At 70.7% G+C, this 23369-nt stretch carries 19 protein-coding genes; 8 read left to right on the forward strand and 11 right to left on the reverse strand.

Features of this window, described 5'->3' with window-relative positions; all coding sequences use genetic code 11:
* Positions 1–94 precede the first annotated feature (94 nt).
* The 3 genes from ACWGIC_RS24745 to ACWGIC_RS24755 all read right to left on the reverse strand — a co-directional run bounded on the left by ACWGIC_RS24745 (position 95) and on the right by ACWGIC_RS24755 (position 2721).
* A complete protein-coding gene (locus tag ACWGIC_RS24745) occupies positions 95–976 on the reverse strand; it encodes a helix-turn-helix domain-containing protein (RefSeq protein ID WP_452078329.1) in 882 nt (293 codons plus the stop codon).
* A 40-nt stretch (positions 977–1016) separates the two neighbouring features.
* Complete coding sequence (locus tag ACWGIC_RS24750; protein ID WP_452078330.1) at positions 1017–1841, reverse strand: NAD-dependent epimerase/dehydratase family protein; 825 nt, start codon at positions 1839–1841, stop codon at positions 1017–1019.
* An 82-nt stretch (positions 1842–1923) separates the two neighbouring features.
* A complete protein-coding gene (locus tag ACWGIC_RS24755; protein WP_452078331.1) occupies positions 1924–2721 on the reverse strand; it encodes an IclR family transcriptional regulator in 798 nt (265 codons plus the stop codon).
* 129 nt (positions 2722–2850) lie between these two features.
* Between ACWGIC_RS24755 and ACWGIC_RS24760 the strand changes: the two genes are divergently transcribed.
* The 6 genes from ACWGIC_RS24760 to ACWGIC_RS24785 all read left to right on the forward strand — a co-directional run bounded on the left by ACWGIC_RS24760 (position 2851) and on the right by ACWGIC_RS24785 (position 11630).
* Positions 2851–3777 carry a 5-dehydro-4-deoxyglucarate dehydratase gene (locus ACWGIC_RS24760; RefSeq protein ID WP_452078332.1) on the forward strand — a complete coding sequence of 309 codons (927 nt, stop codon included), beginning with the start codon at positions 2851–2853 and terminating at the stop codon, positions 3775–3777.
* The gene (locus ACWGIC_RS24765; RefSeq protein WP_452078333.1) at positions 3777–5033 is read left to right on the forward strand and encodes a glucarate dehydratase family protein; all 1257 of its coding nucleotides are present in this window, start codon (positions 3777–3779) and stop codon (positions 5031–5033) included. Before ACWGIC_RS24760 ends, ACWGIC_RS24765 begins: the two co-directional genes overlap by 1 nt.
* 4 nt (positions 5034–5037) lie before the next feature.
* On the forward strand, positions 5038–6198 hold the full coding sequence (locus tag ACWGIC_RS24770) for a hypothetical protein (RefSeq protein ID WP_452078334.1): 1161 nt from the start codon (positions 5038–5040) through the stop codon (positions 6196–6198).
* Positions 6199–6210: 12 nt separating this feature from the next.
* Positions 6211–7665, forward strand: a complete 1455-nt coding sequence (locus ACWGIC_RS24775) for an aldehyde dehydrogenase (NADP(+)) (protein ID WP_452078335.1) — start codon at positions 6211–6213, stop codon at positions 7663–7665.
* Positions 7666–7743: 78 nt separating this feature from the next.
* Positions 7744–10056 (forward strand): polysaccharide lyase 8 family protein, encoded by a 2313-nt coding sequence (locus tag ACWGIC_RS24780; protein ID WP_452078336.1) that lies wholly within the window; start codon positions 7744–7746, stop codon positions 10054–10056.
* A 107-nt stretch (positions 10057–10163) separates the two neighbouring features.
* A complete protein-coding gene (locus ACWGIC_RS24785; RefSeq protein ID WP_452078363.1) occupies positions 10164–11630 on the forward strand; it encodes a flavin-containing monooxygenase in 1467 nt (488 codons plus the stop codon).
* Positions 11631–12288: 658 nt separating this feature from the next.
* Here ACWGIC_RS24785 and ACWGIC_RS24790 read toward each other — a convergent pair.
* Positions 12289–12732, reverse strand: a complete 444-nt coding sequence (locus ACWGIC_RS24790; RefSeq protein WP_452078337.1) for a VOC family protein — start codon at positions 12730–12732, stop codon at positions 12289–12291.
* A 160-nt stretch (positions 12733–12892) separates the two neighbouring features.
* On the opposite strand from ACWGIC_RS24790, the gene ACWGIC_RS24795 reads away from it, so the two are divergent.
* Positions 12893–13066, forward strand: a complete 174-nt coding sequence (locus ACWGIC_RS24795) for a hypothetical protein (RefSeq protein WP_452078338.1) — start codon at positions 12893–12895, stop codon at positions 13064–13066.
* Positions 13067–13375: 309 nt separating this feature from the next.
* Here ACWGIC_RS24795 and ACWGIC_RS24800 read toward each other — a convergent pair whose 3' ends face one another.
* The gene (locus ACWGIC_RS24800; RefSeq protein ID WP_452078339.1) at positions 13376–13834 is read right to left on the reverse strand and encodes a helix-turn-helix transcriptional regulator; all 459 of its coding nucleotides are present in this window, start codon (positions 13832–13834) and stop codon (positions 13376–13378) included.
* 286 nt (positions 13835–14120) lie between these two features.
* Positions 14121–14864 carry a maleylpyruvate isomerase family mycothiol-dependent enzyme gene (locus ACWGIC_RS24805; RefSeq protein ID WP_452078340.1) on the reverse strand — a complete coding sequence of 248 codons (744 nt, stop codon included), beginning with the start codon at positions 14862–14864 and terminating at the stop codon, positions 14121–14123.
* A gap of 44 nt (positions 14865–14908) precedes the next feature.
* Here ACWGIC_RS24805 and ACWGIC_RS24810 point away from each other — a divergent pair, with 44 nt between their 5' ends.
* Positions 14909–15799, forward strand: a complete 891-nt coding sequence (locus tag ACWGIC_RS24810) for a helix-turn-helix domain-containing protein (RefSeq protein WP_452078341.1) — start codon at positions 14909–14911, stop codon at positions 15797–15799.
* A 311-nt stretch (positions 15800–16110) separates the two neighbouring features.
* Here ACWGIC_RS24810 and ACWGIC_RS24815 read toward each other — a convergent pair whose 3' ends face one another.
* From ACWGIC_RS24815 to ACWGIC_RS24835, 5 genes are read right to left on the reverse strand one after another with little or no spacing between them, the layout of a single operon-like run.
* Positions 16111–17271 carry a VWA domain-containing protein gene (locus tag ACWGIC_RS24815; protein WP_452078342.1) on the reverse strand — a complete coding sequence of 387 codons (1161 nt, stop codon included), beginning with the start codon at positions 17269–17271 and terminating at the stop codon, positions 16111–16113.
* Positions 17268–19448 carry a DUF5682 family protein gene (locus ACWGIC_RS24820; RefSeq protein ID WP_452078343.1) on the reverse strand — a complete coding sequence of 727 codons (2181 nt, stop codon included), beginning with the start codon at positions 19446–19448 and terminating at the stop codon, positions 17268–17270. The genes ACWGIC_RS24815 and ACWGIC_RS24820 overlap by 4 nt, the downstream gene beginning before the upstream one ends.
* On the reverse strand, positions 19445–20530 hold the full coding sequence (locus ACWGIC_RS24825; protein WP_452078344.1) for an ATP-binding protein: 1086 nt from the start codon (positions 20528–20530) through the stop codon (positions 19445–19447). The genes ACWGIC_RS24820 and ACWGIC_RS24825 overlap by 4 nt, the downstream gene beginning before the upstream one ends.
* Complete coding sequence (locus ACWGIC_RS24830; RefSeq protein WP_452078345.1) at positions 20527–21969, reverse strand: DUF5691 domain-containing protein; 1443 nt, start codon at positions 21967–21969, stop codon at positions 20527–20529. The genes ACWGIC_RS24825 and ACWGIC_RS24830 overlap by 4 nt, the downstream gene beginning before the upstream one ends.
* Positions 21966–23279, reverse strand: a complete 1314-nt coding sequence (locus tag ACWGIC_RS24835; RefSeq protein WP_452078346.1) for an SWIM zinc finger family protein — start codon at positions 23277–23279, stop codon at positions 21966–21968. Before ACWGIC_RS24835 ends, ACWGIC_RS24830 begins: the two co-directional genes overlap by 4 nt.
* Positions 23280–23369 lie beyond the last annotated feature (90 nt).

Below are 23369 nucleotides of genomic sequence, written 5' to 3' on the forward strand. Positions count from 1 at the left end.
CGACGGTCCTTCCACGCGGGTACGTCGAGTATCCGGGCGAAGGCGGGGGAGCGCCTGCACAGACGTGCTGCGCGGGTTGCACGAAACGCGCGCGTCAGCCGTCCCGGCGGAGCGCGGCGGGCGTGGTGCCCAGGTGCGCGCGCAGAACCCGGGTGAGGTGTTCCTGGTGGGAGAAACCGCAGCGCACGGCGATGTCCGCGATCGGTTCGGTGCCGGTGCGCAGCAACAACCCGGCTTGATCCACGCGCAGCCGCAACAGGTACCGGTGCGGCGGCAGGCCGGTGCGCGCCTTGAACCGCCGGGCGAACCGGCTGACGCTCAACCCGGCCGCGGCAGCCAGTTCGGCCAGCCCGAGCGGTTCGGCCAGGCGTTCGTCCATCAGCTCGCGCACCTGCGCGAACTGCCGGTCAGTCAGCGCTTCGACCGGAGGCGGCGCGGAAGGAGCGCTCCGCCCGGCTCGGTGCTGGCGCGCGAGCTGCGCGGCGACGAGCGTGCCGAGCTGGTCCGCGTACGCGCGAGCGCCGGGCTCCCACTCCCGCACGACGCTGTCGAGCGCGAGGACCAGCTGCTCCAGCAGCGGATCGACACTGCCGAGTTCGTCGGCCAGCCGGATCGGAGCGTCCGATCCGGCGGCCTCCTGCACGGCCGAATCCGGCAGGTACACGTGCAGCGTGTCCAGTTCGCCGCCGAGTTCCACCGACAGTTCCTGGTGCGACGGCTGGAGAAAGAGCCCGCCCGCCGGGATCCGGCGGCTGCGCTCGCCGGGCGAGCCGACGCCGCGGCGCACGGTGACCGGTCCGGCGAGGTGCAGGATCAGCTGGTGCGTGCGGGCGGGCCCGAACTCCGCGCGGTACGGCCGTTCGTGCTGTTTGGACAGGTAGGTCCGGTCCCAGCCGAGACCCGCGCTGGTGCGTTCCGGGCGGATCCACGGCAGGGAAAGGATGCCGTTGGTGTCGGCAGGCCCCAGCTCGCCCACGGCTTCCTCCTCTTCGAGGGTCCGTGGGCGAGGGTACCTGTCAGAGCGGGTTGAACACTCCCAGCGGCGCGGTGCAGAACGGCCCGCCCAGGTATTCGGCGGCCGCCCCGGTCGGCGCGGGCTTGTCCGCCAGCTGCTCGGCGTAGACCTCGGCGTTGTCGTGGGACTTGTAGCCCAGCGCCTCGGCCTCGGCGAGCGAGTAGACGCGGCGGGTGTTGTCCGAGACGCCCCAGATCATCCGGTAGCCCGGCGACGGCGCGCTCAAGCACGCCTCGAACAGCCGCGCGCCGTCGTCCGGCGACAGCCAGGTGGACAGGCCGCGCGGGCCGAGCGGCAGCGGCGTCTCGAAGCACGAGCCGATGCGGATGACGATCACGTCCATGTCGAAGCGCGACGCGTACAGGCTGCCCAGCGCTTCGATGGCGGCTTTGCTTACGCCGTAATAAGTGTCCGGCCGGGTGCTGGAATCCGCGGGGTGCCCGTTCTCGCCTGCCTCGTCGTTGCGGCGGAAGCCGACGGCGTGGTTGCTCGACGCGAGCACGACCCGGCGGATCCCGGCTTCGCGCGCGGCTTCGAGGACGGTGTGCGTGCCGTTGACGTTGACGTCGAGCGTGTCCTTCCACGACGCCTCGCGGCTGAGCCCGCCCAGGTGGATCACCGCGTCCGCGCCCGCGCAGGCAGCGGCCATCGCCTCGGGGTCGGTGACCGAGCCGGTCACGATCTCGACCGCTTCGCCGTCCTCGGCGGCGGGCTGCTCGGCGAGGTCGAGCAGCCGCAGCACCCGGCCTTCACGGCGCAGCCGCGGCCGCATCAGGGTGCCGACGACGCCGGCCGATCCGGTGATCAGCACACGCTGGTCTGGCATGGAGTTCCTTCCATAAAAGCTCGTGAGTGCTGAGCACGGTTCTCACCGCGATCAGCACTCACGAGGGCGCGGATGGCGGCGGTCAGCGGATTCCGGCGCGGCGCAGCTGCTGGCCGAGCTCGGCGGTGGTTTCGGCCAGCAGCTCGCCGACGCGCTCGACGTCGGCGTCGGTGACCTTGCCCAGCGGCATCGAACAGCTCATCGCGTCGGTGCTGGGGATGCGGTACGGGATCACCGCGGCCACGCAGCGCACGCCGAGGGTGCCCTCTTCGATCTCGGCGGCGTACCCGCGTTCCCGGGTGCGCGCGAGGTCGGCGTGCAGCGCGTCGAGCGTGGTGATGGTGTTCGGGGTGAGCGCGACCAGTTCTTCGGGCATCAGCGCCTCGACCTCTTCGTGGGTCAGCTCGGCGAGCAGTGCCTTGCCCAGCGCGGTCGCGTGCGTGGGCAGGGTGCGGCCGACCCGCGAGATCAGGTGCGTGGAGTGCTGCGACTCGCGCGTCTCCAGGTAGACGACCTCAGTCCCGTTGCGGCGCGCGAAATGCGCGGTGAAGCCGGTCTTCTCGCGGATGCGTTCTAAAGCTTCGGTGGCGTAGGGGACGATCGCGTCACGGTCGAGGTACGCGGTTCCGCAGATCAGCGCGCGCACGCCGAGCCGGTAGCGCGCGGAGTTCGCGTCGGCCTCCAGCCAGCCCGCGTCCAGCAGAGTGCGCAGCAGTCCGTGCAGACTGGAGCGAGGGAATCCGGTGCGCGCGTGCAGATCGGACAGCGACAGCCACACGTCGTTCGCGGCGAACGTCTCGATCAGGTCGATGGCGCGCCGCGCCGACTTCACGCCCGCGGACTCCGCGGGAGCGGTGGCGGGGTCCGTCTTCTGCGCCATGCGCGTCCTCCAACCGGGCCGTTGACTTGTGAGTCCGGCCATATTAGCGTCCCGAACAGCGTTCTTGTGGGTGAACATAGTCACGATAACAGACTCCATTCAAGAATGTGAACATTGGAGCGAAAACTGATGGCACAGATCGAGCTGGACGGCTTGCTGGCGTTCCCGCTGACCCCGTTCACCGAAGACCTCGAGCTGAATCTCGACGGGTTCGCGGAGAACGCGGAGAGCCACATCGCCGCCGGTGCGGGTGCGCTGTTCGTCGCGTGCGGCACCGGGGAGTTCAGCTCGCTGTCGGTCGACGAGGTCGCCGCGCTGCTCGCCAAAGCGCGCGAGGTCGCCAACGGCCGCGTGCCAGTGTGGGTCGGCGCGGGCGGCGGCGCGGCCGGTGCGCGCGCGGGCGTCGCGGCGGCGCAGGCGGGGAACGCCGACGGAGTGCTGCTGCTTCCGCCGTACCTGGTCACCGGGCCGCAGGACGGCCTGGTCGACTACGTGCGCTACGCGATCGGCGACACCTCGGTGCCGGTGATCGTGTACCACCGCAGCACTGGCGTGTTCACCGCGCCGGCCGCGGCGAAGCTGCTGGACATCCCGTCGGTGGTCGGGATCAAGGACGGCTACGGCGACGTCGAAGCGATGACCCGGATCGTCACCACGATCCGCGCGCTCGGCACCCAGCGGTCCGCGGACTTCTTGTTCTTCAACGGTTTGCCGACCGCCGAGGTGTCCGCGAAGGCTTACGCGGCGGTTGGCGTCGCGCGCTACTCCTCCGCGGTGCACTGCTTCGCGCCGGAGATCGCGCACCGCTTCCACCGCGCGCTCGCGGAGAACGACGACGCGACGATGGACGCCCTGCTCGCCGGGTTCTACCTGCCGCTGGTGGCGTTGCGCGACGAGACGCCCGGCTTCGCGGTGTCGCTGGTGAAGGCTGCCGCCCGGTTGCGCGGCGACAAGGTCGGCACTGTCCGGCCGCCGCTGATCGAGCCGACCGCGGAGCAGATCGACCGGCTGGGCAAGGTCGTCGAGAACGGTTTCGCCGTGCTGAAAGGCCTCTGATGAAGATCCGGGACGTGGTGCTGACCCCGGTCGCCTTCGCTGACGCACCGCTGCTCAACGTGATGGGCGTGCACGAGCCGTTCGCGTTGCGCAGCGTGGTCCAGGTGGTGTGCGACGACGGAGTGGTCGGCCTCGGCGAATCGTACGGCGACGCGGCGTTCCTCGGCGAGGTGCGCAAGGTGCTGCCGGAACTGGCCGGACGCGACATTTTCGACCTGCCGGGCTTGAAGCGGATCGTCGCGCGCGAGCTGGCCGGAACCGTGCTGACCGACGAGCACGGGCTGATCGGCGGGTTCTCCATCCGCAAGACGATCGCCAGCGTGTACTCGCTGTTCGAGGTCGCCTGCCTGGACGCGCAGGGACAGTTCCTCGGCCGTCCGGTCGCGGACCTGCTCGGCGGGAAGGCTCGCGACGCGGTCGACTTCTCCGCGTACCTGTTCTACAAGTACGGCGCGCACATCGGGGCCGACGAGGACAGGTGGGGCGACATCCTGACGCCGGAAGCGCTGGTCGGCTCGGCGAAGCGGATGGTCGACGAGTACGGCTTCCGTTCGATCAAGCTCAAGGGTGGGGTTTTCCCGCCGGAGCAAGAGATCGAGGGCATTCGCGCACTCGCTGAAGCGTTCCCGGGGCATCCGCTGCGGATCGATCCGAACGCGGCGTGGACGCCCGAGACGAGCATCCGGGTCGCCGCTGAACTCGACGGCGTGCTGGAGTATCTCGAAGACCCGACGCCGGGCATCGAGGGCATGGCGAAGGTCGCGCGCGAGGCGAGCATGCCGTTGGCCACCAACATGTGCGTGGTGAATTTCGGCGACCTGGAGCCAGCGTTCCGGGCGCGGGCGATCGGCGTGCTGCTGTCGGATCACCACTTCTGGGGCGGGATGCGCGACACCCAGGCGCTGTCGGTGGCCTGCGAAAGCTTCGGCGTGGGGCTGTCCATGCACTCCAACAGCCACCTCGGCATCAGCCTCGCCGCGATGGTGCACGTCGCAGCGGCGACCCCGCATCTGACGTACGCCTGCGACACGCACTGGCCGTGGAAGACTGCCGACGTGATCGAACCGGGCGCGCTGGACTTCGTCGACGGAGCGGTGGCGGTGCCGGACCGGCCGGGCCTGGGCATCACGCTGGACCAGGACGCGCTCGCCAGGGCGCACGAGGACTATGTCCGATGTGGACTGACCAAACGGGACGATGTGACGTACATGCGCAAGTACACGCCCGGCTTCGAACCGAACACGGCGAGGTGGTGACCCGGTGAAGGTGACCGGATACGCGTATCCGTGGGACGTGCTCGGCGACACCGCGTTCGTCGAGCGGGTGCAGGACCTCGGCGTGGACGAGGTCGCGGTGGCGCTGGCCTACCACAGTGCCCGGGCCGCGACGCCGTGGTCGACCGAGCAGACTTCGGTGGTCGCGCGGACCGCCGCGCTTTACCGACCGGTGCGCGCGGAAGCGTGGGCTGGCCGCGATCTCGTGCCCGCCACGCCGGACTGGGTCTCGGAAGAGGACAGCGGCGGCGACGCGGTCGGACGGCTCAACGAGGCCGGAATCCCGGCCGCCGCCTGGATCGTGCTCACGCACAACTCGCAGCTGGGCACCGAATTCCCGCAATACGCCGTGCGCAACTGCTTCGGTGAGACGTACCCGTGGGCGTTGTGCCCGGCGCAGCCCGCGGTACGCGAGTACGCGGCCACGCTGACCGCGGAATCCGTTGCGGGGCTGAAGCTTTCGTCAGTGTTGCTGGAGGCGTGCGGCCCGCTCGGCGGTGTTCACCAGCATCAGCACGAGAAAACCGACGGGGTGTGGGCTCCGGCTACCGCGCGGCTGTTGTCGATCTGCTGTTGCGATGCTTGCGCGGAGGGCTGGGCAGGTCTGGATCCGTCGGACGTCCGCGAGGCTTTGCGGGCCGAGGTGCAGCGGCTGATCGCGACGGCGGATTTGTCGGTGGCCGAGGATAGACTCCCGGCTGAGTTGAAGGAAAAACTGCTTTCCGGGCGGCAGCAGGCGACCGATGCGTTGCGTGCTGAAGTTCTGGCGGTGCTGGAGCCGGGTACGCGGATCGTGTTGCACGGCGCGCTCGACCCGTGGGTCACCGGTGCGCTGCCTGGCCTGACCCCGACTGCCGCTGACGACGCGGAGACGGTGGTGCTGCAGAACTGGGCACCCGGGCAGGGCAGTGTCGACGCCGTTGCCGCCGCTCGGCAGGCGCTGCCGGAACGAGTCGCGATCGGCAGCTACATCACCGCGGTCGCGGCGAGCGCGGTGCCGGACATCGAGGCGTACGTGCTCGAACTGGCCAAGGCTGGCGCGACTGAACTGCACCTGTACCACTTGGGCCTCGCCGGGCCTGCGCGCTGGCCGGACCTGCACGCCGCCACCGCCGCCGCGCACTCGGCGCCGGTGAACATTGTTTGACGAGGAGATCCATTGAGCCGCGAAACTTCCGCCACGGAACTGGAAAGCGTGCTGGCCGCGGCCGCGGCAGCCGCCCGGCCGTTCGCCGAGAGCACGCCCGCTGAGCGGGCGGGGTGGCTGGCCGCCGCCGCGGACGCGCTCGACGCGGCCGCCGAAGAGCTGATTCCGTTGGCGCATCAGGAAACCCGTCTCCCGGCCGCGCCGCGGCTGAAGGGCGAACTCGCGCGCACGACGTTCCAGCTGCGGCTGTTCGGCGAAGTGCTGCGGGACGGCGAATTCCTGGGCGCGACCGTCGACCACGCCGACCCGGCCTGGCCGATGGGCGCCCGGCCGGACCTGCGCCGGGTGCTCGTGCCGATCGGGCCGGTGCTCGTGTTCGCCGCGAGCAACTTCCCGTTCGCGTTCAGCGTCGCGGGCGGCGACACCGCTTCCGCGCTGGCCGCGGGATGTCCGGTGGTGCTCAAGGCGCACCCGGGACACGAGGAGCTTTCGACGCGGACCGGCGAGATCGTCGCGCAAGCGCTGACTGCCGCGGGCGCGCCGGAGGGTGCGTTCGCGGTGATCCACGGGGTTGAGCAGGGCGTCACGGCGCTGAAGGACCCGCGGATCTCCGCTGCCGCGTTCACCGGTTCCGTGCCGGGCGGGCGCGCGCTGTTCGACATCGCGGTTTCGCGGCCGACGCCGATTCCGTTCTACGGCGAGCTGGGCAGCGTCAACCCGGTCGTCGTGACGCCGGGTGCGGTCGCCGCGCGCGGCGAGGCGGTGGCGAAGGGCTACGCCGGGTCGTTCAGCCTCGGGGCGGGCCAGTTCTGCACCAAGCCGGGCCTGCTGTTCCTGCCCGAGGGCCACGGGCTGGACGACACTCTGCGCGAGGCGGTCGGCGCGGTGGCTCAGCAGGAAATGCTGAACGACCGGATCGCGGCCGGGTTCGCGCAGAAGCTGGCGGACCTGCGCGCGGTGTCCGGTGTCTCGTCGGTCGTGGAAGGCTCGCAGGACGGTGACGCGTTCACCCCGTCGCTGCTGGCGACCACCGCGAAGGAATTCCTGGCCGGCGGCGAGGCGGTCCGCGAGGAGCACTTCGGCCCCGCGTCGCTGATCGTCACCTACTCCGACCAGGCCGAACTGATCGAGGTGCTGGACAGCCTCGAACCCGGCCTGACCGCGACCGTCCAGGGCGAGGAAAGCGACGCGGACTTCGTGCGTCCGCTGCTGCCTGCGCTGACCCGGCTGGCCGGACGGCTGCTGTGGAACGACTGGCCGACCGGCGTCACGGTCAGCTGGGCGCAGCAGCACGGCGGCCCGTACCCGGCGACAACCGCGCCGACCACGACCTCGGTCGGCACCGCCGCTATCGAACGCTTCCTGCGTCCGGTGGCGTGGCAGAGCTTCCCGGACGCGCTGCTGCCGGAAGCCCTGCAGGAGGCGAACCCGTGGCAGCTGCCGCGCCGTGTAGACGGAGCGCGCTGAGCAGACCCCCTCGTGAGTGGCGATCCCGGTTCTCACCGTTATCGCCACTCACGACCAACCCCACTGGGAGGCACCGTCATGCCCGTGAACCGCAGAACCGCACTGCGCGGCGGTGCCGTCGCCGCCGCGTCGGCCGCGTTCCTCGCCGCTTCGCGCCCGGCCTTCGCTTCCGCGGATCCGCTGAAGACCATCGTGGCTGGCTACCGCGAGCTGCAGACGGGCATCAACCGCCCGTCGCCGGAACGCACGGCCGCGCTGAAGAATCTCGGCCGGGTCGCGAAGTCCTACTACGACAGCATGTCGGTGTCCGGAAACGGTCCACTATGGACTGACCTGCCGCTCGGGCCGGGCAGCGACTACACCACGTCGATGTACGCCCGGCTGCGCGCGATCGCTGTCGACTGGGGCACCCCGGGCAGCACGCTTTCCGGCGACCCGAAGGTGCTCGACGGGATCAAGAAGGCGCTGGAGCTGATCTACGCCAGCCAGTACAACCCGCAGGTCGGCGAGATCGGCAACTGGTACACCTATGAGATCGGCGTGCCCTACTACCTGCTGCACACCCTCGTCACGGTCGCTGACCAGCTGACCGCCGACGAACTGGCGCGGTATGTCAGCCCGGTCAAGCGGTTCGTCGGCAATCCGAACCTGCGCGCGAACAACCCGAAGATCGTCGAAACCGGCGCGAACCGCGCGGACAAAGCGTTGATCTCGATAGTGTCCGGCGCGCTGACCGGCGACACCGCGTGGATCCGCACCGGCATCGACGCGATCACCGACGTCGCCGGCGGGGGAGCGGCGAGCGTACTGGCGAAGCTGGCCCGCGCGGCGGGAGACGGCTTCCACGCCGACGGCTCGTTCATTCAGCACGACACGATCCCGTACCCCGGCCACTACGGCATCGTCCTGCTGACCGCGCTCGCCGGGACGATCCACGTCACCGAGGGCACCGAGTACGCGCTGCCGGACGACCTGAAACAGAAGGTGTACGCGCTGGTCGGCGACACGTTCGCGCCGTTCGTCTACGCGGGCGCGCTGATGGAGCCGGTGCGCGGGCGGATGCTGTCGCGCCAGGGCGAAACCGCGCACGACATCGGACACCAGTTGACCGTCGCGACTTTGGTTCTCGCGCGGTCGGCAACCGGGACCGTGAAGTCCGAACTGTCCGGCCTCGCCGCGAAGTGGATCAAGGAAGGCACGTACGCGCCGTTCCTGGAGATCCCCGACCCCGAACGCTTCGCGCCGGGCCCGGACCTCGTCGCGACGCCGGGCATCGAGTTCGCCCAGGAAATGCTCGCCGGACGCACGCGGCCTGCGCCGATCGTCGCGACGCACCGGATCTTCGGCCAGCAGGACCGGATGGTGCACGTGACCGAGGGCTGGTCGGCGTCGCTCGGCGTCGGCTCCACGCGAATCTCGCGCTACGAGTCGATCAACGGGATGAACCTGCACGGCTGGCACGTCGGCGACGGCGTGCTGTATCTGTTCCTTCCCAACGCGAAGGGCCACTACTCGGACGCCTATTGGCCGACTGTCGATCCGGCGCTGCTGCCCGGCACCACCGCGAAGGCCGGTCCGCCGGGACCGCTGGCGGCGACGCCGCTGACGACGAAAGCGCACGTCGGCGGCGTGCGCTGGGACGCCCGGCACGGCGCGTACGCGATGGATTTCGTCTCCGAAGACGGTTCGCTGACGGCGAAGAAGTCGTGGTTCTTCACTCCGGCGGGCATCGTCTGCCTCGGCGCGGGGATCACCGACACCTCCGGACAAGCGGTCCGGACGACGATCGAAAACCGCAACCTCGGCGAAAACGGACGCGGCACGCTGCTGGCCGACGCGCGCGTGGTCGGCGATTCGAGCACGCTGCACCGGCCGCGCTGGCTGCACCTCGACCACGTCGGCGGGTACGTCCTGCTCGACAACGCCGAGGTCACCGCCCTGCGCGAAGACCGGACCGGCGCGTGGCGCGACGTCGACACCGGTGCGAACACGAAGGGCACCACCACGCCGAACACGCGGCGGTACCAGAAGCTGGTGATCGAACACGGCACGAAGCCGGTGGACGCGAAGTACGCGTACGCGGTTCTGCCGGGCGCGTCGGTGGTGGGGACGGTCGCGTCGGTGCTCGCCTGGCGCGTCCGGGCGAACACGGCCGCTGTCCAGGCCTTGCGGCTGTGGGATAACACACTGCTGGCAAACTTCTACAGTGCGGGTACGGTAGACGAAGTATCCGTTTCAGGACCGGCTTCGGTAGCGCTCGGCAGGAACAGCCTCGCTGTTTCCGATCCGACGCAGCTGCAGGACAGCGTCCGCGTGACGGTGCGGCGGCGCACGGTGGAAGTCCCGCTCAAGGGCACCTTCGGCGCCACCAGGGTTGTTTCCCTGCGGTGAGCACGGTTTTCCCCGCCGGGCCGGTGGTTCCCGGCCTGGCCCGGCGGGGCCCCACTTGACCCGGCCCCGGCCGTAAGGTGTGCGGGAGTCGTCTCGGGCGGGGAGGAATTGTGGCGCATTTCGATGTCCTGGTCGTCGGAGCCGGGCTGTCCGGCATCGGCGCGGCCTGCCGATTGCAGCAGCAGGCGCCGGACCGGACGTACGCCATCCTCGAAGCGCGAGACACGATCGGCGGAACCTGGGACCTGTTCCGGTACCCGGGCGTCCGCTCCGATTCGGACATGTTCACGCTCGGCTACCCGTTCCGGCCGTGGAGCAAGGACCAGTCGATCGCGTCCGGAGCGGAGATCCTGGACTACATCCGCGAAACCGCCGCGCAGTACGGGGTTTCCCGGCACATCCGGTTCGGGCACCGGGTGGTGCGGGCGTCCTGGTCGTCGGCTTCGGCCCGCTGGACGGTAGAAGCCTCGCACGACGGCGAGATCGTCACCCACACCTGCTCTTTCCTGTATTTGTGCAGCGGCTACTACAGCTACGAGAACGGCCACGTCGTCGATTTCCCCGGCCGCGACTCATTCCGCGGCGAGATCGTGCATCCGCAGTTCTGGCCGGAAGACCTGGAGCTTTCCGGCAAACGCGTCGTCGTGATCGGCAGCGGGGCCACCGCGGTCACGCTGGTGCCGGAACTGGCCGCGCAGGCGGAATCGGTGACGATGCTGCAGCGTTCGCCGAGCTATGTCCTGGCCCGGCCGTGGACGGATTCGCTCGCCCGCCGGTTGCGCGGAATCCTGCCTTCGCGGCTCGCTTACCACGTCGTCCGTGCGAAGAACGTCCTGGTGACGACGCTGCTCTACCAGATCTCTCGGCGGCAGCCCCGGCGCGTGGCGGCGTTTTTGCGGGACGCGGCGGAGAAGCAGCTGCCCGCCTCGATCCCGGTCGATCCGCATTTCTCGCCCCGGTACCAGCCCTGGGACCAGCGGCTGTGCCTGACGCCTGGCGCGGATTTCTTCCAGGCGCTGCGCGGCGGCAAGGCGGACATCGTCACCGAACGGATCGACCGCTTCACCCCCGAAGGCATCGCGCTGGAATCAGGCACGCAACTGCCCGCGGACGTGGTCGTCACCGCGACCGGCCTGCGGGTGATCGCCTTCGGCGGAATCGAACTGAGCGTGGACGGTGCGGTGATCGAGCCGTCGGAACAGCTGGTGTACAAGGGAATGATGCTCGGCGGGGTGCCGAACTTCGCCTGGTGCGTCGGTTATGTGAACGCCTCGTGGACGCTGCGGTCGGACCTCGTTTCGCGATACGTGTGCCGGTTGCTGAACCACCTGTCCCGCAACGGTTTCGACACGTGCGTACCCCGCCCGCCCGCGATCCCGGAGTCGACGCGGCGGCCGATGATGGACCTGACGTCGGGCTACCTGACGCGAGCTGCCTCGGTACTGCCCCGCCAAGGCGACCGGCGACCATGGCTGATGCGCCAGAACTACGTCCTGGACGCGGCCGACCTCCGGCTGAGCCGAGTGGACGACGGGGTGCTGCGGTTCGAGCGCGCTGTGCAGCGGAGTGCTTGACCTCCTTGACTGGGGTTCTGCTGGGCTTTCGTGGCTTGTCGGGGTGACGCGGGGGTTGTGGTGGGGTCCTTCCGTTCTGATCTGCTCGGCGTCCCTGATTTCTGGACAGGGGAGTGGTCGTGCCGCGGTTTCCTTGGCCTGGTCGGCTTTTCTGCCGACCTGGCGGGAGCTGCGGCGGTCGTGTTGAGATCCTTCCCGCAACCTGCTCGGCTTCCTGGCGGCGCGCCGTGGTCGTGCCGCTGTCCTTCCTGGCCTGGCTGACTTGTGCGGCGGTTCGGCGGGTGCCTTGGCGATTCTGTCGAGATCGGCCCCGTCCGACCTGGTGGCGTTCCTGAGCACTTGGCGGTGGAGCCTCGCGGTGGTGCCGAGGTTCTTCGGTGCTGGCCTGGCTGGTCTTTCTGGCGACGTGACGGGAGCCCTGGCGGATTCTGCCGAGGTCGTTCCGGCCTGCCCTGCTCGGCATCCTCGACGGGCTTGGCGGAGCGCGTCGAGGTCGCGCCGAGCCCTTCCGGCCGACGCTGCCCAGCGTTCCCGGTACCCTGGCCGGGAAACGCCGCGCTCGTCCCGGAAATCCCGGCCCGATCTCAGCTTCCGCAATGAACCGGCCGAGAGCCGCGGCCCCGGCGAAATCCTCCGGTCTGGCTGCGGCGCCGGCCGGTCAGCAGCTCCATTCTTTGTCCAGGTCGAGGTTTTCCCGCCGCTGGGTAAAGGAAAACCAGTTTCCGGAATCGTCGCGGAAGATGGCCTCGGTGCCGTAGGGCCGCTCCTGCGGCTCCTGCACGAACTCGACTCCGCGCGCCTTCAAGGTCCTGTAGTCGGCGTGAATGTCGTCGGTCCCGAAAACCCCGGCTCCCAGCACCCCCTTGGCGACGAGCTTCCTCAGCGCTTCGGCGGATTCCGGGTCGAGCGCCGGCCCGCCTGGGACCATCAGGGTGATCTCGAGATCCGGCTGGTCCTTCGCCCCGACGGTCAGCCAGCGCATCCCGCCGTCGCCCATCGTCAGGTCGGTGCGGACTTCCAGGCCCAGCTTTTCGGTGTAGAACTCCTTGGCCCGGTCATGGTCGAGGACCCAGACGTTGGCGATGGACAGCCCCTTGATCACAGCTGACTCCTTGTGCCCGGCAGGCGCTGTTCGCCTGCTCTCTGTGATCAACCGTAGCTACCGGCAGGGTCGTCCGGCTTCTTGAAAATTGCGGTCCTCGGCCGGCGGTCGCGGAAGCGGCTTTCTGCCAGACCTGTCTGGAACGCTCCGGGGCACGGACATGACGCTGCAGTCGACGATCGACTGCTCTGATCCGCAGAAGATGGTCGCGTTCTGGGCCGCGACGTTCCGCTGGACGTCCGCGCAAAGCGAAGTCAAGGCCGAGGCGGAGCGATTGGTCGAAGCCGGCGCCACCGTGCTGCGCATCGACGACGAACCGGACATGGGGCATTAGGCCGCGGCCATGCAGGACTCGGAGGGCAACGAATTCGACATCGTCTGAGCAGCGTCGCGACGGTGCCGGTCACCCCGCTCGTTCCCGGGTGCGACGATCGCGTCCGGCGCAGTACGGGGGTTGGGTGGAGTTCGGCGGCGAATCCGTTAGGCGAACGAGCCCTCGTTCCTTGGCCAGTCACGGTTGAGTCACTGCGCATCCGTGAGATCTCTCCGCGCCGGGAACCGGGACCGTTCGAGGTGCACTCCCTTGTCCGGCAACGGATCCAAGACAGCTAGGAGGTCTCGGCGCGCCAGGGGCCAAGATCGTTCATCGCTCAAGATCCGGTTTCGATGCCTGCCCCTGGCCCTTGAACCCGCCGTGCCACAGGAGCGCGTAACACCCGGGGACCAAGGCCGAGCCCTGACTGACGTGCCGTGCACGGTATTCGCTCGGGGTCAGGCCGGTGTGTTTCTTGAAGCTCGCCGAGAAGGATCCCAGGCTGCTGAACCCGACCAGGGTGCAGATTTCGGTGACGGACAGATCGGCAGTCCGCAGCAGATCCTCCGCCCGCTCAATCCTGCGACGGCTCAGGTACTGTCCCGGCGTTTGGCCGTATACGGTGCGGAAAAGGCGCACGAAGTGGTAGCGAGAGTATCCGGCGTGCGCGGCGATCGCGTCCAGGTCGAGGGACTCGGCCCAGTCCCGGTCCATGGCGTCCTTGGCCAGACGCACCTGCCGCAGCTGCGAAAGCCGGACTGCGGGGGCCGGACCGGGGGTGGTTCCCATTTCCCGATGGTGACACACCTGCGCGGCGGGGGGCTCGGGCTGCGTCGAGTCTGGGACGTTCGCGTCGCGGCCGCGGGCCTGCCCATGTTGCATTCCTGCCGAGGTTCGAGGCAGGCCAGCGACTTCGGACTCGGAGGGAGTCGGCGCTGGCCGACACGCGTATCGCGCCAGGACCTCGGGCTCGCTGGGATGCCGGGGCGGCCAGCCTGGCACCCGGCGGCTTTCGCCGTCCGGCCTCGGTCCGTGCCCTGAGCCAGGCTTCGAGCATGCCAAAACCTCGATGTCCTCACGCCGCCGAGTGTGCGAGCCAGTGGTCGGCCAGGTCTTGGTCCCCGGCAACCGTGATCCGGCCGGGCGGCAACCGCCGGGTGAGCACCAGCAGGAGATCTCCGACAGGACCGGTCAGCGTCACGTCCGCGGTGCCGGTCGCGCGTTCCCATCGCACGCCGTCGGGGGTGCGGGTGATCAGCCAGCCCACGCCGACACCGGGGTTGAGCTGGAGCGTTTGGCCGTTGCCGCGGAGGGACGAGAAAGCCGGTCTCAGCGTCGTCATGACCGGGTGGGACAGCATTTCCAGCCACTCGCTGATCGCGTCGGCTGCGAGGTCTGGGGCCACCTCGAAGGCGGTGCCCGTGGCGAGGGCCGCGTCCGCGTGGTGCACCGTCGTGTCGTGGAGCATGCGGCGCAGCCAGAACGTCGCCGGTCGCGGGCCGAAGAATGTCCACACTGGACTGTCGGCGGCGGCGAGCACCGCGTCGGCGAGGTCCGCGGCTCCGGCGCGCAGCCAGCCGGACCATTCGCCGGGCGCGCCGGGGTTCGCTTCGAACGGGTCCGGCACCGGGGCGGCGCCGGACCGGATGAGGCTTGCCGCCCAGCGGTGCGCCTGTCCGACGTGTCCGGCCAGCACCCGCAGCGGCCACTCCGGGCAGGTGGGCACCGGAGTCTCCGGATCCGCGCCGGTCACCGCCTTCGCGAACCCGGCGGTGTGCTCGTGCAATCCCTGGAAAAGTCGTGCGGTATCGAGATCCATGGTCGTACCGTACGAACTCCACCCGGCTGGAGGTTCCATTGGAAGTGACCGGCGACACACTCGGAATCGGCGATCTGGCGCGGCGTACCGGCGTGCCTGTCCGCACGATTCGCTTCTACTGCGACGAGGGACTGCTGGAGCCGGCGCGCAGCGTCGGCGGGCACCGCCGGTTCGATCCGGCGGAGGTGCACCGCCTGAACCTGGTGCGGCGGTTGCGCGGACTCGGTCTGAACCTGAAGTCGATCACTGACGTTCTCGCCGGGGAGCGTTCCCTCGCCGAGGCAGTGGCCGCCGAGCGCCTCGCGCTCGACCGCGAGGTGACGACGTTGGCCTGGCGACGCGCAGCTCTCCGCGCCGTCGAGGAGGCACTGCCTGCCGACCGCGCCGCTCGGCTCGAGCTGTTGTCCGCGGTGACGGACGGGTTTGCCGCGCAGGAGGCTCTCGTTCGCTTCTGGCATCCGATGGCCACCGGCGCAGTCCCGCCGGACACGGCCGACATGTTCCTCGCCGTGAGTGCGCCGCGGCCGCCGGAGCTGCCGACTCCGGCGCAGGTCGTCGCCTACGCTGAACTGGTGCTGCTCGCCGCCGACCGCGCGTTCGCCGCCCGGATGCGGACCAGCCCTCTGGTCACTCGCCTCGGCGTTCTCCACGACGGCGTCGGCGCGGCGTGCGAGCTGGCGTCCCCGCGGGTGGCGGCTGGAGCCCGGCCGGGACCGGGGCCCGCGCTCGACCTGTTCGCCGCGGCGCACGCCGCCGCGTCCGGCACCGGCGACACCCCGGAGTTCCGGTGCGCGCTGCGGCGGCGCACCGCTGCCGACCGGCATCCGCAGGTACGCCGCTACTGGCGTCTCGCGGGCGAGATCACCGGCGAAGCCGCGCCGGTCGGAGTCGCGCATACGTGGTTGCTGGACGCGCTGGACTGTTCGGCCGGCTGAGGCTTTCCCAGCGGTGGGCATGCCAGCGTGCCTGTCGTCGGCTTGACCGCAGAACTGAACGGCAAGCAGGGCAACGCATTCCGCTCGGCTGGACAAAGCCGCGCACGGAAGCCCACACTTAAGGCGAAACGGTGGCCCGTCGGCGAGACAGAGGGGCGTCCTTAAGCCAAGCGACGACGGCGCCGACGAAGCCGTTCGCAGACGACAAGGCTTGGGCCGCTGGACACCCCGGAGCCCCACTGGCATCGCCCATCCGCGTCGGTGCGTTCCCAGGCGAAACCGTGCCGCGCGAACTCGGCCGTGGCGTCAGGTCATTGCGCGGTCGCGGCGGCGGCCCAGCGGGTCAAGTCCTCCCTTCGCAGCGCAGCTGCCATCAGGTCCGGGAAAAGGTCCGGCGTGCAGGCGAAAGCGGGCACGCCCAGTTCGCTGAGCGCGGCGGCGTTCTCGCGGTCGTAGAACGGCGCTCCGGAATCGGACAGCGCCAGCAGTGTGACCACCTGCACCCCGGACCCCACCAGATCCGCGACCCGGCGCAGCAGATCGTCCCGTACCCCGCCCTCGTACAGGTCGCTGATCAGCACCAGCAGGGTCTGCTCCGGGCGCTCCACCAGTCCTTGGCAGTATGCCAACGCACGGTTGATGTCCGTGCCGCCGCCGAGCTGGGTGCCGAACAGGACGTCGACCGGGTCGTCCAGGTGGTCGGACAGGTCGGCGACGGCGGTGTCGAACGCGACGAATTTCGTGCTCAGGGCGCGCATCGAGGCGAGCGCCGCGCCGAAGACGCCCGAGTACACCACGGATTCCGCCATCGAACCGGACTGGTCGACGGCAAGGATCACGTCCCGCCGGACGCTGTGCTCCCGGCGGCCGAAGCCGAAAAGCTGTTCGGGCACAATGGTTTTCAGCTCGGGCGAGTAGTGCTTCAGGTTCCGGCGGACGGTGCGGTTCCAGTCGATGTCCGCGCCCCGGGGGCGCTGGGTGCGGGCGGCGCGGTCCAGCGCGCCGCGCACCGCGGCCCGGGTGCGTTCGGCGAGGCGTTCCTCCAGTTCGGTGACGACCTTGCGCACGACGGTGCGTGCGGTCTCCTTCGTCTCCTCGGGCAGGACGTTGTTGAGGGACAACAGGGTCCCGACCAAATGGACGTCCGGTTCCACGGCGCTCAGCAGCTCCGGTTCGAGCAGCATCCGGGTGATGCCCAGCCGGTCCACTGCGTCGCGTTGCATGACCTGGACGACGGAGCCGGGGAAGTACTTCCGGATGTCGCCCAGCCAGCGTGCGACCCGCGGGGCGGAGGCTTGCAGGCCGCCGCTGCGGTCACCGCTGCTGCGCGGGTTCCGGGGGCGCTCGTCGTACAGGGCGGCCAGCACGTTGTCGACGCCAGTGTCCCCTTCGGACAGTGCGTGGCCGGTGCCGTCGGAGTCTCCGCCCAGCACTAGGCGCCAGCGGCGGAGGCGTTCGGGATCGGTGGTCACGGGGCGGCTCCCAGCAAGGTGGCGAAGACCGGCAAGGCGGCTGCGGCGCGGATCTCGTCGAGGTCCTCGGCGAGTGCCGATTCGGCCGGGCGCGTGCCGGACAAGGTGGCGGCGCGTTCCCCGATGGCGCGTTTCTCGGGGCCGGCGAAAGCCCCGAAAGTGCGGCGCAACAAGGGAAGCACCTCGGTGAAGACCTCAGGCGGGATCGAGGCCAGCCAGGTGTCGACGACGCGCAGCATGCGCTCGTCGTGGATCAGCAGGAGCGCGCCGCCGGAGAAGAAGCCTTCGACATAGGCCGCGCCGTCGGTCGGTGCGATGCCGGGGGTGAGCATGCGGCCCAGCCGCAGTTCGACCTCAGCGCCGTCGAGCAGATCGGCGTCGTGCAGGAGGCGCACGATGCGGCCCGCCAGCAGCGGCGGCAGAGCGTCGCGACTGGACAGCCGGGCGAGGGCGGTGAACCAGCGATCCCGGGCGGACTCGCCCAGAAGGTCGGTGGCTTCGTGGACGTCGTCGATCAGCTCGCAGAACTGAGCGGCGGCCTCCTCGTCGATGCCGTGCACGGCGGGCGGAAGCCCGGCGCAGACCCGGGTTAGGACCCGGTCGGCGACTTCTTGCAGCTGTGCGGTGTCGGTGCCGCGTACGTCGCCGTAGCGGGTTGCCCGGGCCAGCGGAGGCAAGGCGGTCATGAGGTGGGCGACATCCGCGTCGGCGGCGGCGCGGGTGTCCAAGGCCGCGAGGGTCTCCGGCAGGGCGTCTCCCAGGTCGGCCAGGAGGCAGCGTTCGACCGCGGCGGTGATGTCGGCGAGCGAGGGAGACTCGGCGACGGTTTCGCGCACGACCGCGGTCGCGGCGGCGGGCACGGTGGTTCCGTGCACGGCGGCCGCGACGAGGTCGACCTCGAAACCTGGTTCCCAGCAGAGGACCCAGGTCTCGCGGAAGGTGCCTTTGTTCCGGACCGAGGACAGTTCCGGCTCGCCCCAGGGAATGCCGAGGATCCGCAGCCGGTGCAGCAGGCGCGAGCGGTCCAGTCCGCCGGGGGTGCGCAGGTCCAGGTCCAGTTCGCGGGCCTGGGGCTCGCGTTTGAGCCGGAGCCGCCGGGCGGTGGCGACCACGTCGGCGGCCAGCGGAGCCTGCGGGACGCGGTCCGGGACCTCGCCGAGGAGTTCGCCGACCACCAGCCGCCGGGTGACCAGGTCGGCTTGGACGTCGTCGCCTCCGCACAGGACGGCGCGGGTGGCGGCGTCCACCTCGGCGAGCCCGGCTGACGACCTTCCGCGCAGTGCGGCCAGCGTGTCCGCCAGCCGTACCGCTTCGATCACGTGCGCGGTGGAGACGGGCAGGTCTTCCTCGCGCAGCACTCCTGCGACGGCGGTGAGCCACCGCGTGGTGACGTCGCCGGCCGTGCTGAACAGATGGTGGTACCAGCCGGGGGAGCGGACGCCCGCGCCGTAGCCGGTGACCGACGCGAGCCTGCCGTGCGTCCACGGCACCCAGGTGCACACGACCTTCCGCTTCGGGAGTCCTTTGAGGACAGCCTGGTCCTGGGAAGCGGGCGGCAGCGGATCGGCCAGCGCGGGCACGTGCCAGGCCCCGCACACCACGGCAATCCGTTCGTAGCCTTCTTTCCGCGTCTTGCGCAGCACGTTCCGCATGTACGCCTCGCGCCGCTGTTCGTGCGGATCGTCCGGCCGGTCGCCCTCGCGCAGCGCGGTCATCGCGTCGGCGATCACCTCGAACGGCGATTCCTCGCCCCGGCGGGATTCGACGAAATCGTCCCACCAGCGTTCCGGATCGTCGTACCCGCCCGCCGCGGCGAGTTCCGCGAGCGGGTCTGCGCGGGGCGCGGTCCGCTCCTCGCCGAGCGCGAACTGGTGCGCCGCCGGAAGATCGCAGAACTTCACCGGAATCCCGGCAGCGGCGGCGTATCGCAGCGCCTGCCATTCCGGGCTGAACACCGCGAACGGCCAGAAAGCCGCGCGCGACACGTCGTCGGACGCGTACGCCAGCAACGCCACCGGCGGCCGCATGTCGTCGTCCGCGGCGAGATCGACGAGCTGGTCCGCCTCCGGCGGTCCCTCGATCAGCACCACGTCCGGTTCCAGTTCGGCGAGCCGGGCGGCCACCGCCCGCGCCGAACCGGGACCGTGGTGCCGGATCCCGAGGAGATGAGTGGTCATCCGGCGATCTCCTGGCCTGCCCGGTAGAAGTCGGCCCAGCCTTCCCGCTCGCGCACGACGGTCTCCAAGTACTCGCTCCAGATCGCGCTGTCGGCCACCGGGTCCTTCACGACCGCACCGTGAATCCCCGCCGCGACGTCCTGCGCGCGAAGGACGCCGTCGCCGAAGTGCGCGGCCAGCGCCAGTCCGCCGGTGAGCACGCTGATGGCTTCCGCCGTCGACAGCGTGCCGGACGGGGTTTTCACCGCGGTGCGGCCGTCCTCGGTGCGGCCCGCCCTCAGCTCGCGGAAAACCGTGACCACACGGCGGATTTCGGCGAGATCCGCCGCCTCGGCGGGCAGCGACAGCGCGGCGCCCAGCTGGCCGACCCGCCGCCGGACGATCTCCACCTCGGCCTCGGCAGTGTCCGGCAGCGGCAGCACGACGGTGTTGAACCGGCGGCGCAGCGCGCTCGACAGCTCGTTGACGCCCTTGTCCCGGTTGTTCGCCGTTGCCACCAGCGTGAACCCGGGCCGGGCCTGAACTTCCGCTCCCAGTTCGGGGATCGGCAGCGTTTTCTCGGACAGGATGGTGATCAGCGAGTCCTGCACGTCCGCCGGGATGCGGGTGAGTTCTTCCAGCCGGGCGACCTTGCCGTCGCGCATCGCGCGCAGCACCGGGCTTTCCACCAGCGCCTGGTCGCTCGGCCCCTCGGCGATGAGCCGCGCGTAGTTCCAGCCGTAGCGGATCTGCTCCTCGGAGGTGCCCGCGGTGCCTTGGACGAGCAGCGTGGAGTCCCCGCTGATCGCCGCCGCGAGGTGCTCGGACACCCAGGTTTTCGCCGTGCCCGGCACGCCGAGCAGCAGCAGCGCGCGGTCGGTGGCGAGAGTGGCGACCGCGACCTCGATCAGCCGCCGCGGGCCGACGTACTTCGGGCTGATCTCGGTGCCGTCGCCGAGTTTCCCGCCGAGCAGGTAGGTGACCACCGCCCACGGCGAAAGCCGCCACGACGGCGGTTTCGCCCGGTCGTCGGCCGCGGCGAGGGCGGCCAGTTCTCCGGCGTATTCCTGTTCGGCGTGCGGCCGGAGGACGGGGGACGTCATGCGAGCTCCTTGTGCATTTCACGGCGGAAGGACAGGGTTTCGGCGACTGCGCGCCGCCACGGGGCGGCCTCGCCGGGAAGCGGGATCTCGGCCAGCGGGTGGCCGAGGCAGGGGACCGGCACGGCTTTCGCGATCAGCGCGGCCGCGTGCGCGACCAGCCGGTGGTCGCGCTGGCCGGCGACCCAGTCGAGCAGCACCGTGCCGAGCGCGGCGGGCCACGGCTGCGGCAGGTCGAGGATGAGCCGGGTGAGAGCTTCGACCGGCAGCCCGCGAGTCAGCTTCGCGACGGTGGCGGCCTGCTGCTCGGGTGACAGCACACCGATCAGCGCGGCAGTGCTGCGCCCGCCGGGTTCGGCCTCCACGAGGGCTTGCGCCCACTGCTCGTCGCGTTGCCGGAGCGCGGCGGTGGCCCAGCTTTCGCGCACCACGTTCAGCGGCGGGCCTTCGACGAGCATCCCGGCCAGTTCGCCCGGGGTGCCGTACTCGGCCCAGAACCGCAGGGGAGTGGCAGCGATGATCGCGCGCAGCCGGGCGGTGCCTTGCCCGGGCCCCGGCGGGACGCGGATGCCGTCGCGGATCAGGCTGTCGTCCGGCTCGGGCGGCGTGAATTCGAGAACGTCCGCCCGCAGTGCCCGGCTGCGCACCGTGACACAGGCCCGCAGCCGTTCGATCATCCGCTCGCCGGACGCCGAACCGGGATACCGGCCGATCAGCCGCAGCGCGATCTCGCGCACCCCGGCCGCCCGGTCCCCGAGCGCGGCTTCGACGAACGGCTCGTCCTCGTCGGCCAGATGCTCGCCGAGCAGGGACAGGAACGTCGCCCGCAGGTCGGCCGGTTCGTTGCCCCAGGCGGCGGCGAGCGTTTCCCGCGCACGGGCGGGATCGGCGACGAGCACGCGTTCCAGCCAGGCCTGCCGCCGCGCGGCGGTGCCGAACTGCCAGGCGTCGTCGCTGGTGTCGTCGTCGGCGGCGACCAGGAACGCCCAATCCGGATTCCGCTCGCCGAGCCACGCCCCGACCGGACCGGCGACCGTGGCGAGCGGAGCCCGCAACGACACCCGGGTCCGCGCGGCGTCCGCCAGCGCGGGCAGCCGCTCGGCCGGGACGCGGAATCCCTTGCCCGCCACCGTGGTCAGCCATTCCTCCACCAGTTCGGGCCGGTTGGCCGACAGCAGGTGGACGAGCCGCGCCCGCGCCACCGTCGGCACGAACGGCCGGGTGTCCTCCGCGGCGGCGGGTTCGGGCTCGACGCCGGTGAGCGGTCGCTGCCCGGCGCGCCGGTATCCGGTGTACGCCGCCGCCGCGACGAGCGCTTGGTCGGCCGGTTCGGTGCGTTGGCCGGCGATTTCCCTTACCCCGGGCGGCAATCCGGCCGGGTCGAGTGCCCGGCGGCGGGTGCCGAGCAGGACGGTGCCGACGAGGTCTTCCCACGCGTTCACAGTCGCACCATCCCGTCGCGATGCCAGCAGCTCAACGGCCGCAGCCCCGCCGTCGTCCACTCGGCGGCCACCGTGACCGGCCGCTCGGCCGCGAGCGCCAGCAGCGGCCAAGGATCCACCGCAGGCGCCAGCGGCAGGGCCGCACCGTCTACATCGGACAGTGCCCAGCCGTCCCCGTGCCGCGCCGGGCGGAGCTCGGACAGCAGCACCGGCCACCGGTCCAGCCACGGATCGGCCGCGAGCGCGGCGGCGTGGCCGGCAAGAGCCGAAGCGAACGTGCCGCCGATCGGTGCGGCCTCCGGGGCCTCGGGTTCCTCGCGACGGTCGAACACCGCCCGCAGCGGCACCGCTCCCGGGTGGAACACCAGCTCTCCCGCGACCACGAATCCCGGCGGCAGCGAACTGTCCAGCGGACGTCCCGGCGGCGCGAACGACAGCACCAGCGCGTCCCGGCCGCTGCGTTTGCCCCGCAGCCACGTGCGCCTGCTGCGCAGCGAATCCTGTTCCTCGTCGATCGCGCCGGTGACCAGCCATTGGTCCGGCACGCGTTCGCCGGATTCCAGGACCTGCGCGTTGCCTGTCGAGAACCCGAGCCGGGACCGGACGGTGTCGGCGAGCCCGGACGGCAGCGATTCCAGCCTGCTCGCCGCGTCCGCGAGCACGTACACCAGCGACAGCTCGGCCAGCAGCAGGTCCGGCCAGTCCCGGCCGCGCCCGACCAGCGCCGCGGCCCGGCGCAGGCCGTTCGCCAGGCCGGGAGCTTGCGCGTCGACCATGCGGGAGGCGACCGCGAGCAGTTCGTCGGAGCCGCCGCGCTCGAACGTCGCGAACCCGGCGGACACCCGGTCGGCGAGCCATCCGCGCAGCTCAGCGGCCCCCGCGGTGACGCGTGCGAGCCGCTCCCGCGCCCGTTTGGCCGCCGCCTCGAGGTCCTTCGGCGCGTCCGTTTTCTTCTCGGTCCGTTCCGCCCGCGCGGCCCGTTCCTCGAGCCACTGGTGCACCCATCCGGGCTCCTCCGCGCGGGGGACCTGCCCGTCGGCCCAGAGCAGCAGCAACCCCAGCGCGTGCTTGCACGGGAACTTCCGGCTCGGGCAGGTGCACCGGAACGCGGGCCCGGCCGTTTCCACCGTCGTCTGGTACGGCCGCTTCCCGCTGCCCTGGCAGGCGCCCCAGACGGCACGGGCCGAGGCTCCCGCGTCCGACCACTTCGCCGGTGCCGCCTGCCCGCGCCCGGCTTTCGCCGACGCGGCGTCCGGCGCGAGTTCGAGCACCCGCTCCGGGCTCCACCGCGCCGCTGCTTCGTCCCCCACGTTTTCCTTGCCGCTCTCCCAGATCCGTCCCCGTCAGGGGCTGACCCGAAGAGCATCCCACCCGCCACCGACAATTTCCGCGACGGAGGC

The sequence above is a fragment of the Amycolatopsis sp. NPDC054798 genome (genome assembly GCF_053611505.1).

Bases quoted from the DNA above. Each gene is read 5' to 3' on its own strand.
- ACWGIC_RS24800 (WP_452078339.1), bottom strand. From the start codon at position 13,834: ATGGGAACCACCCCCGGTCCGGCCCCCGCAGTCCGGCTTTCGCAGCTG.
- ACWGIC_RS24795 (WP_452078338.1), top strand. From the start codon at position 12,893: ATGACGCTGCAGTCGACGATCGACTGCTCTGATCCGCAGAAGATGGTC.
- ACWGIC_RS24760 (WP_452078332.1), top strand. From the start codon at position 2,851: ATGGCACAGATCGAGCTGGACGGCTTGCTGGCGTTCCCGCTGACCCCG.
- ACWGIC_RS24750 (WP_452078330.1), bottom strand. From the start codon at position 1,841: ATGCCAGACCAGCGTGTGCTGATCACCGGATCGGCCGGCGTCGTCGGC.
- ACWGIC_RS24755 (WP_452078331.1), bottom strand. From the start codon at position 2,721: ATGGCGCAGAAGACGGACCCCGCCACCGCTCCCGCGGAGTCCGCGGGC.
- ACWGIC_RS24780 (WP_452078336.1), top strand. From the start codon at position 7,744: ATGCCCGTGAACCGCAGAACCGCACTGCGCGGCGGTGCCGTCGCCGCC.
- ACWGIC_RS24825 (WP_452078344.1), bottom strand. From the start codon at position 20,530: ATGACGTCCCCCGTCCTCCGGCCGCACGCCGAACAGGAATACGCCGGA.
- ACWGIC_RS24805 (WP_452078340.1), bottom strand. From the start codon at position 14,864: ATGGATCTCGATACCGCACGACTTTTCCAGGGATTGCACGAGCACACC.
- ACWGIC_RS24765 (WP_452078333.1), top strand. From the start codon at position 3,777: ATGAAGATCCGGGACGTGGTGCTGACCCCGGTCGCCTTCGCTGACGCA.
- ACWGIC_RS24820 (WP_452078343.1), bottom strand. From the start codon at position 19,448: ATGACCACTCATCTCCTCGGGATCCGGCACCACGGTCCCGGTTCGGCG.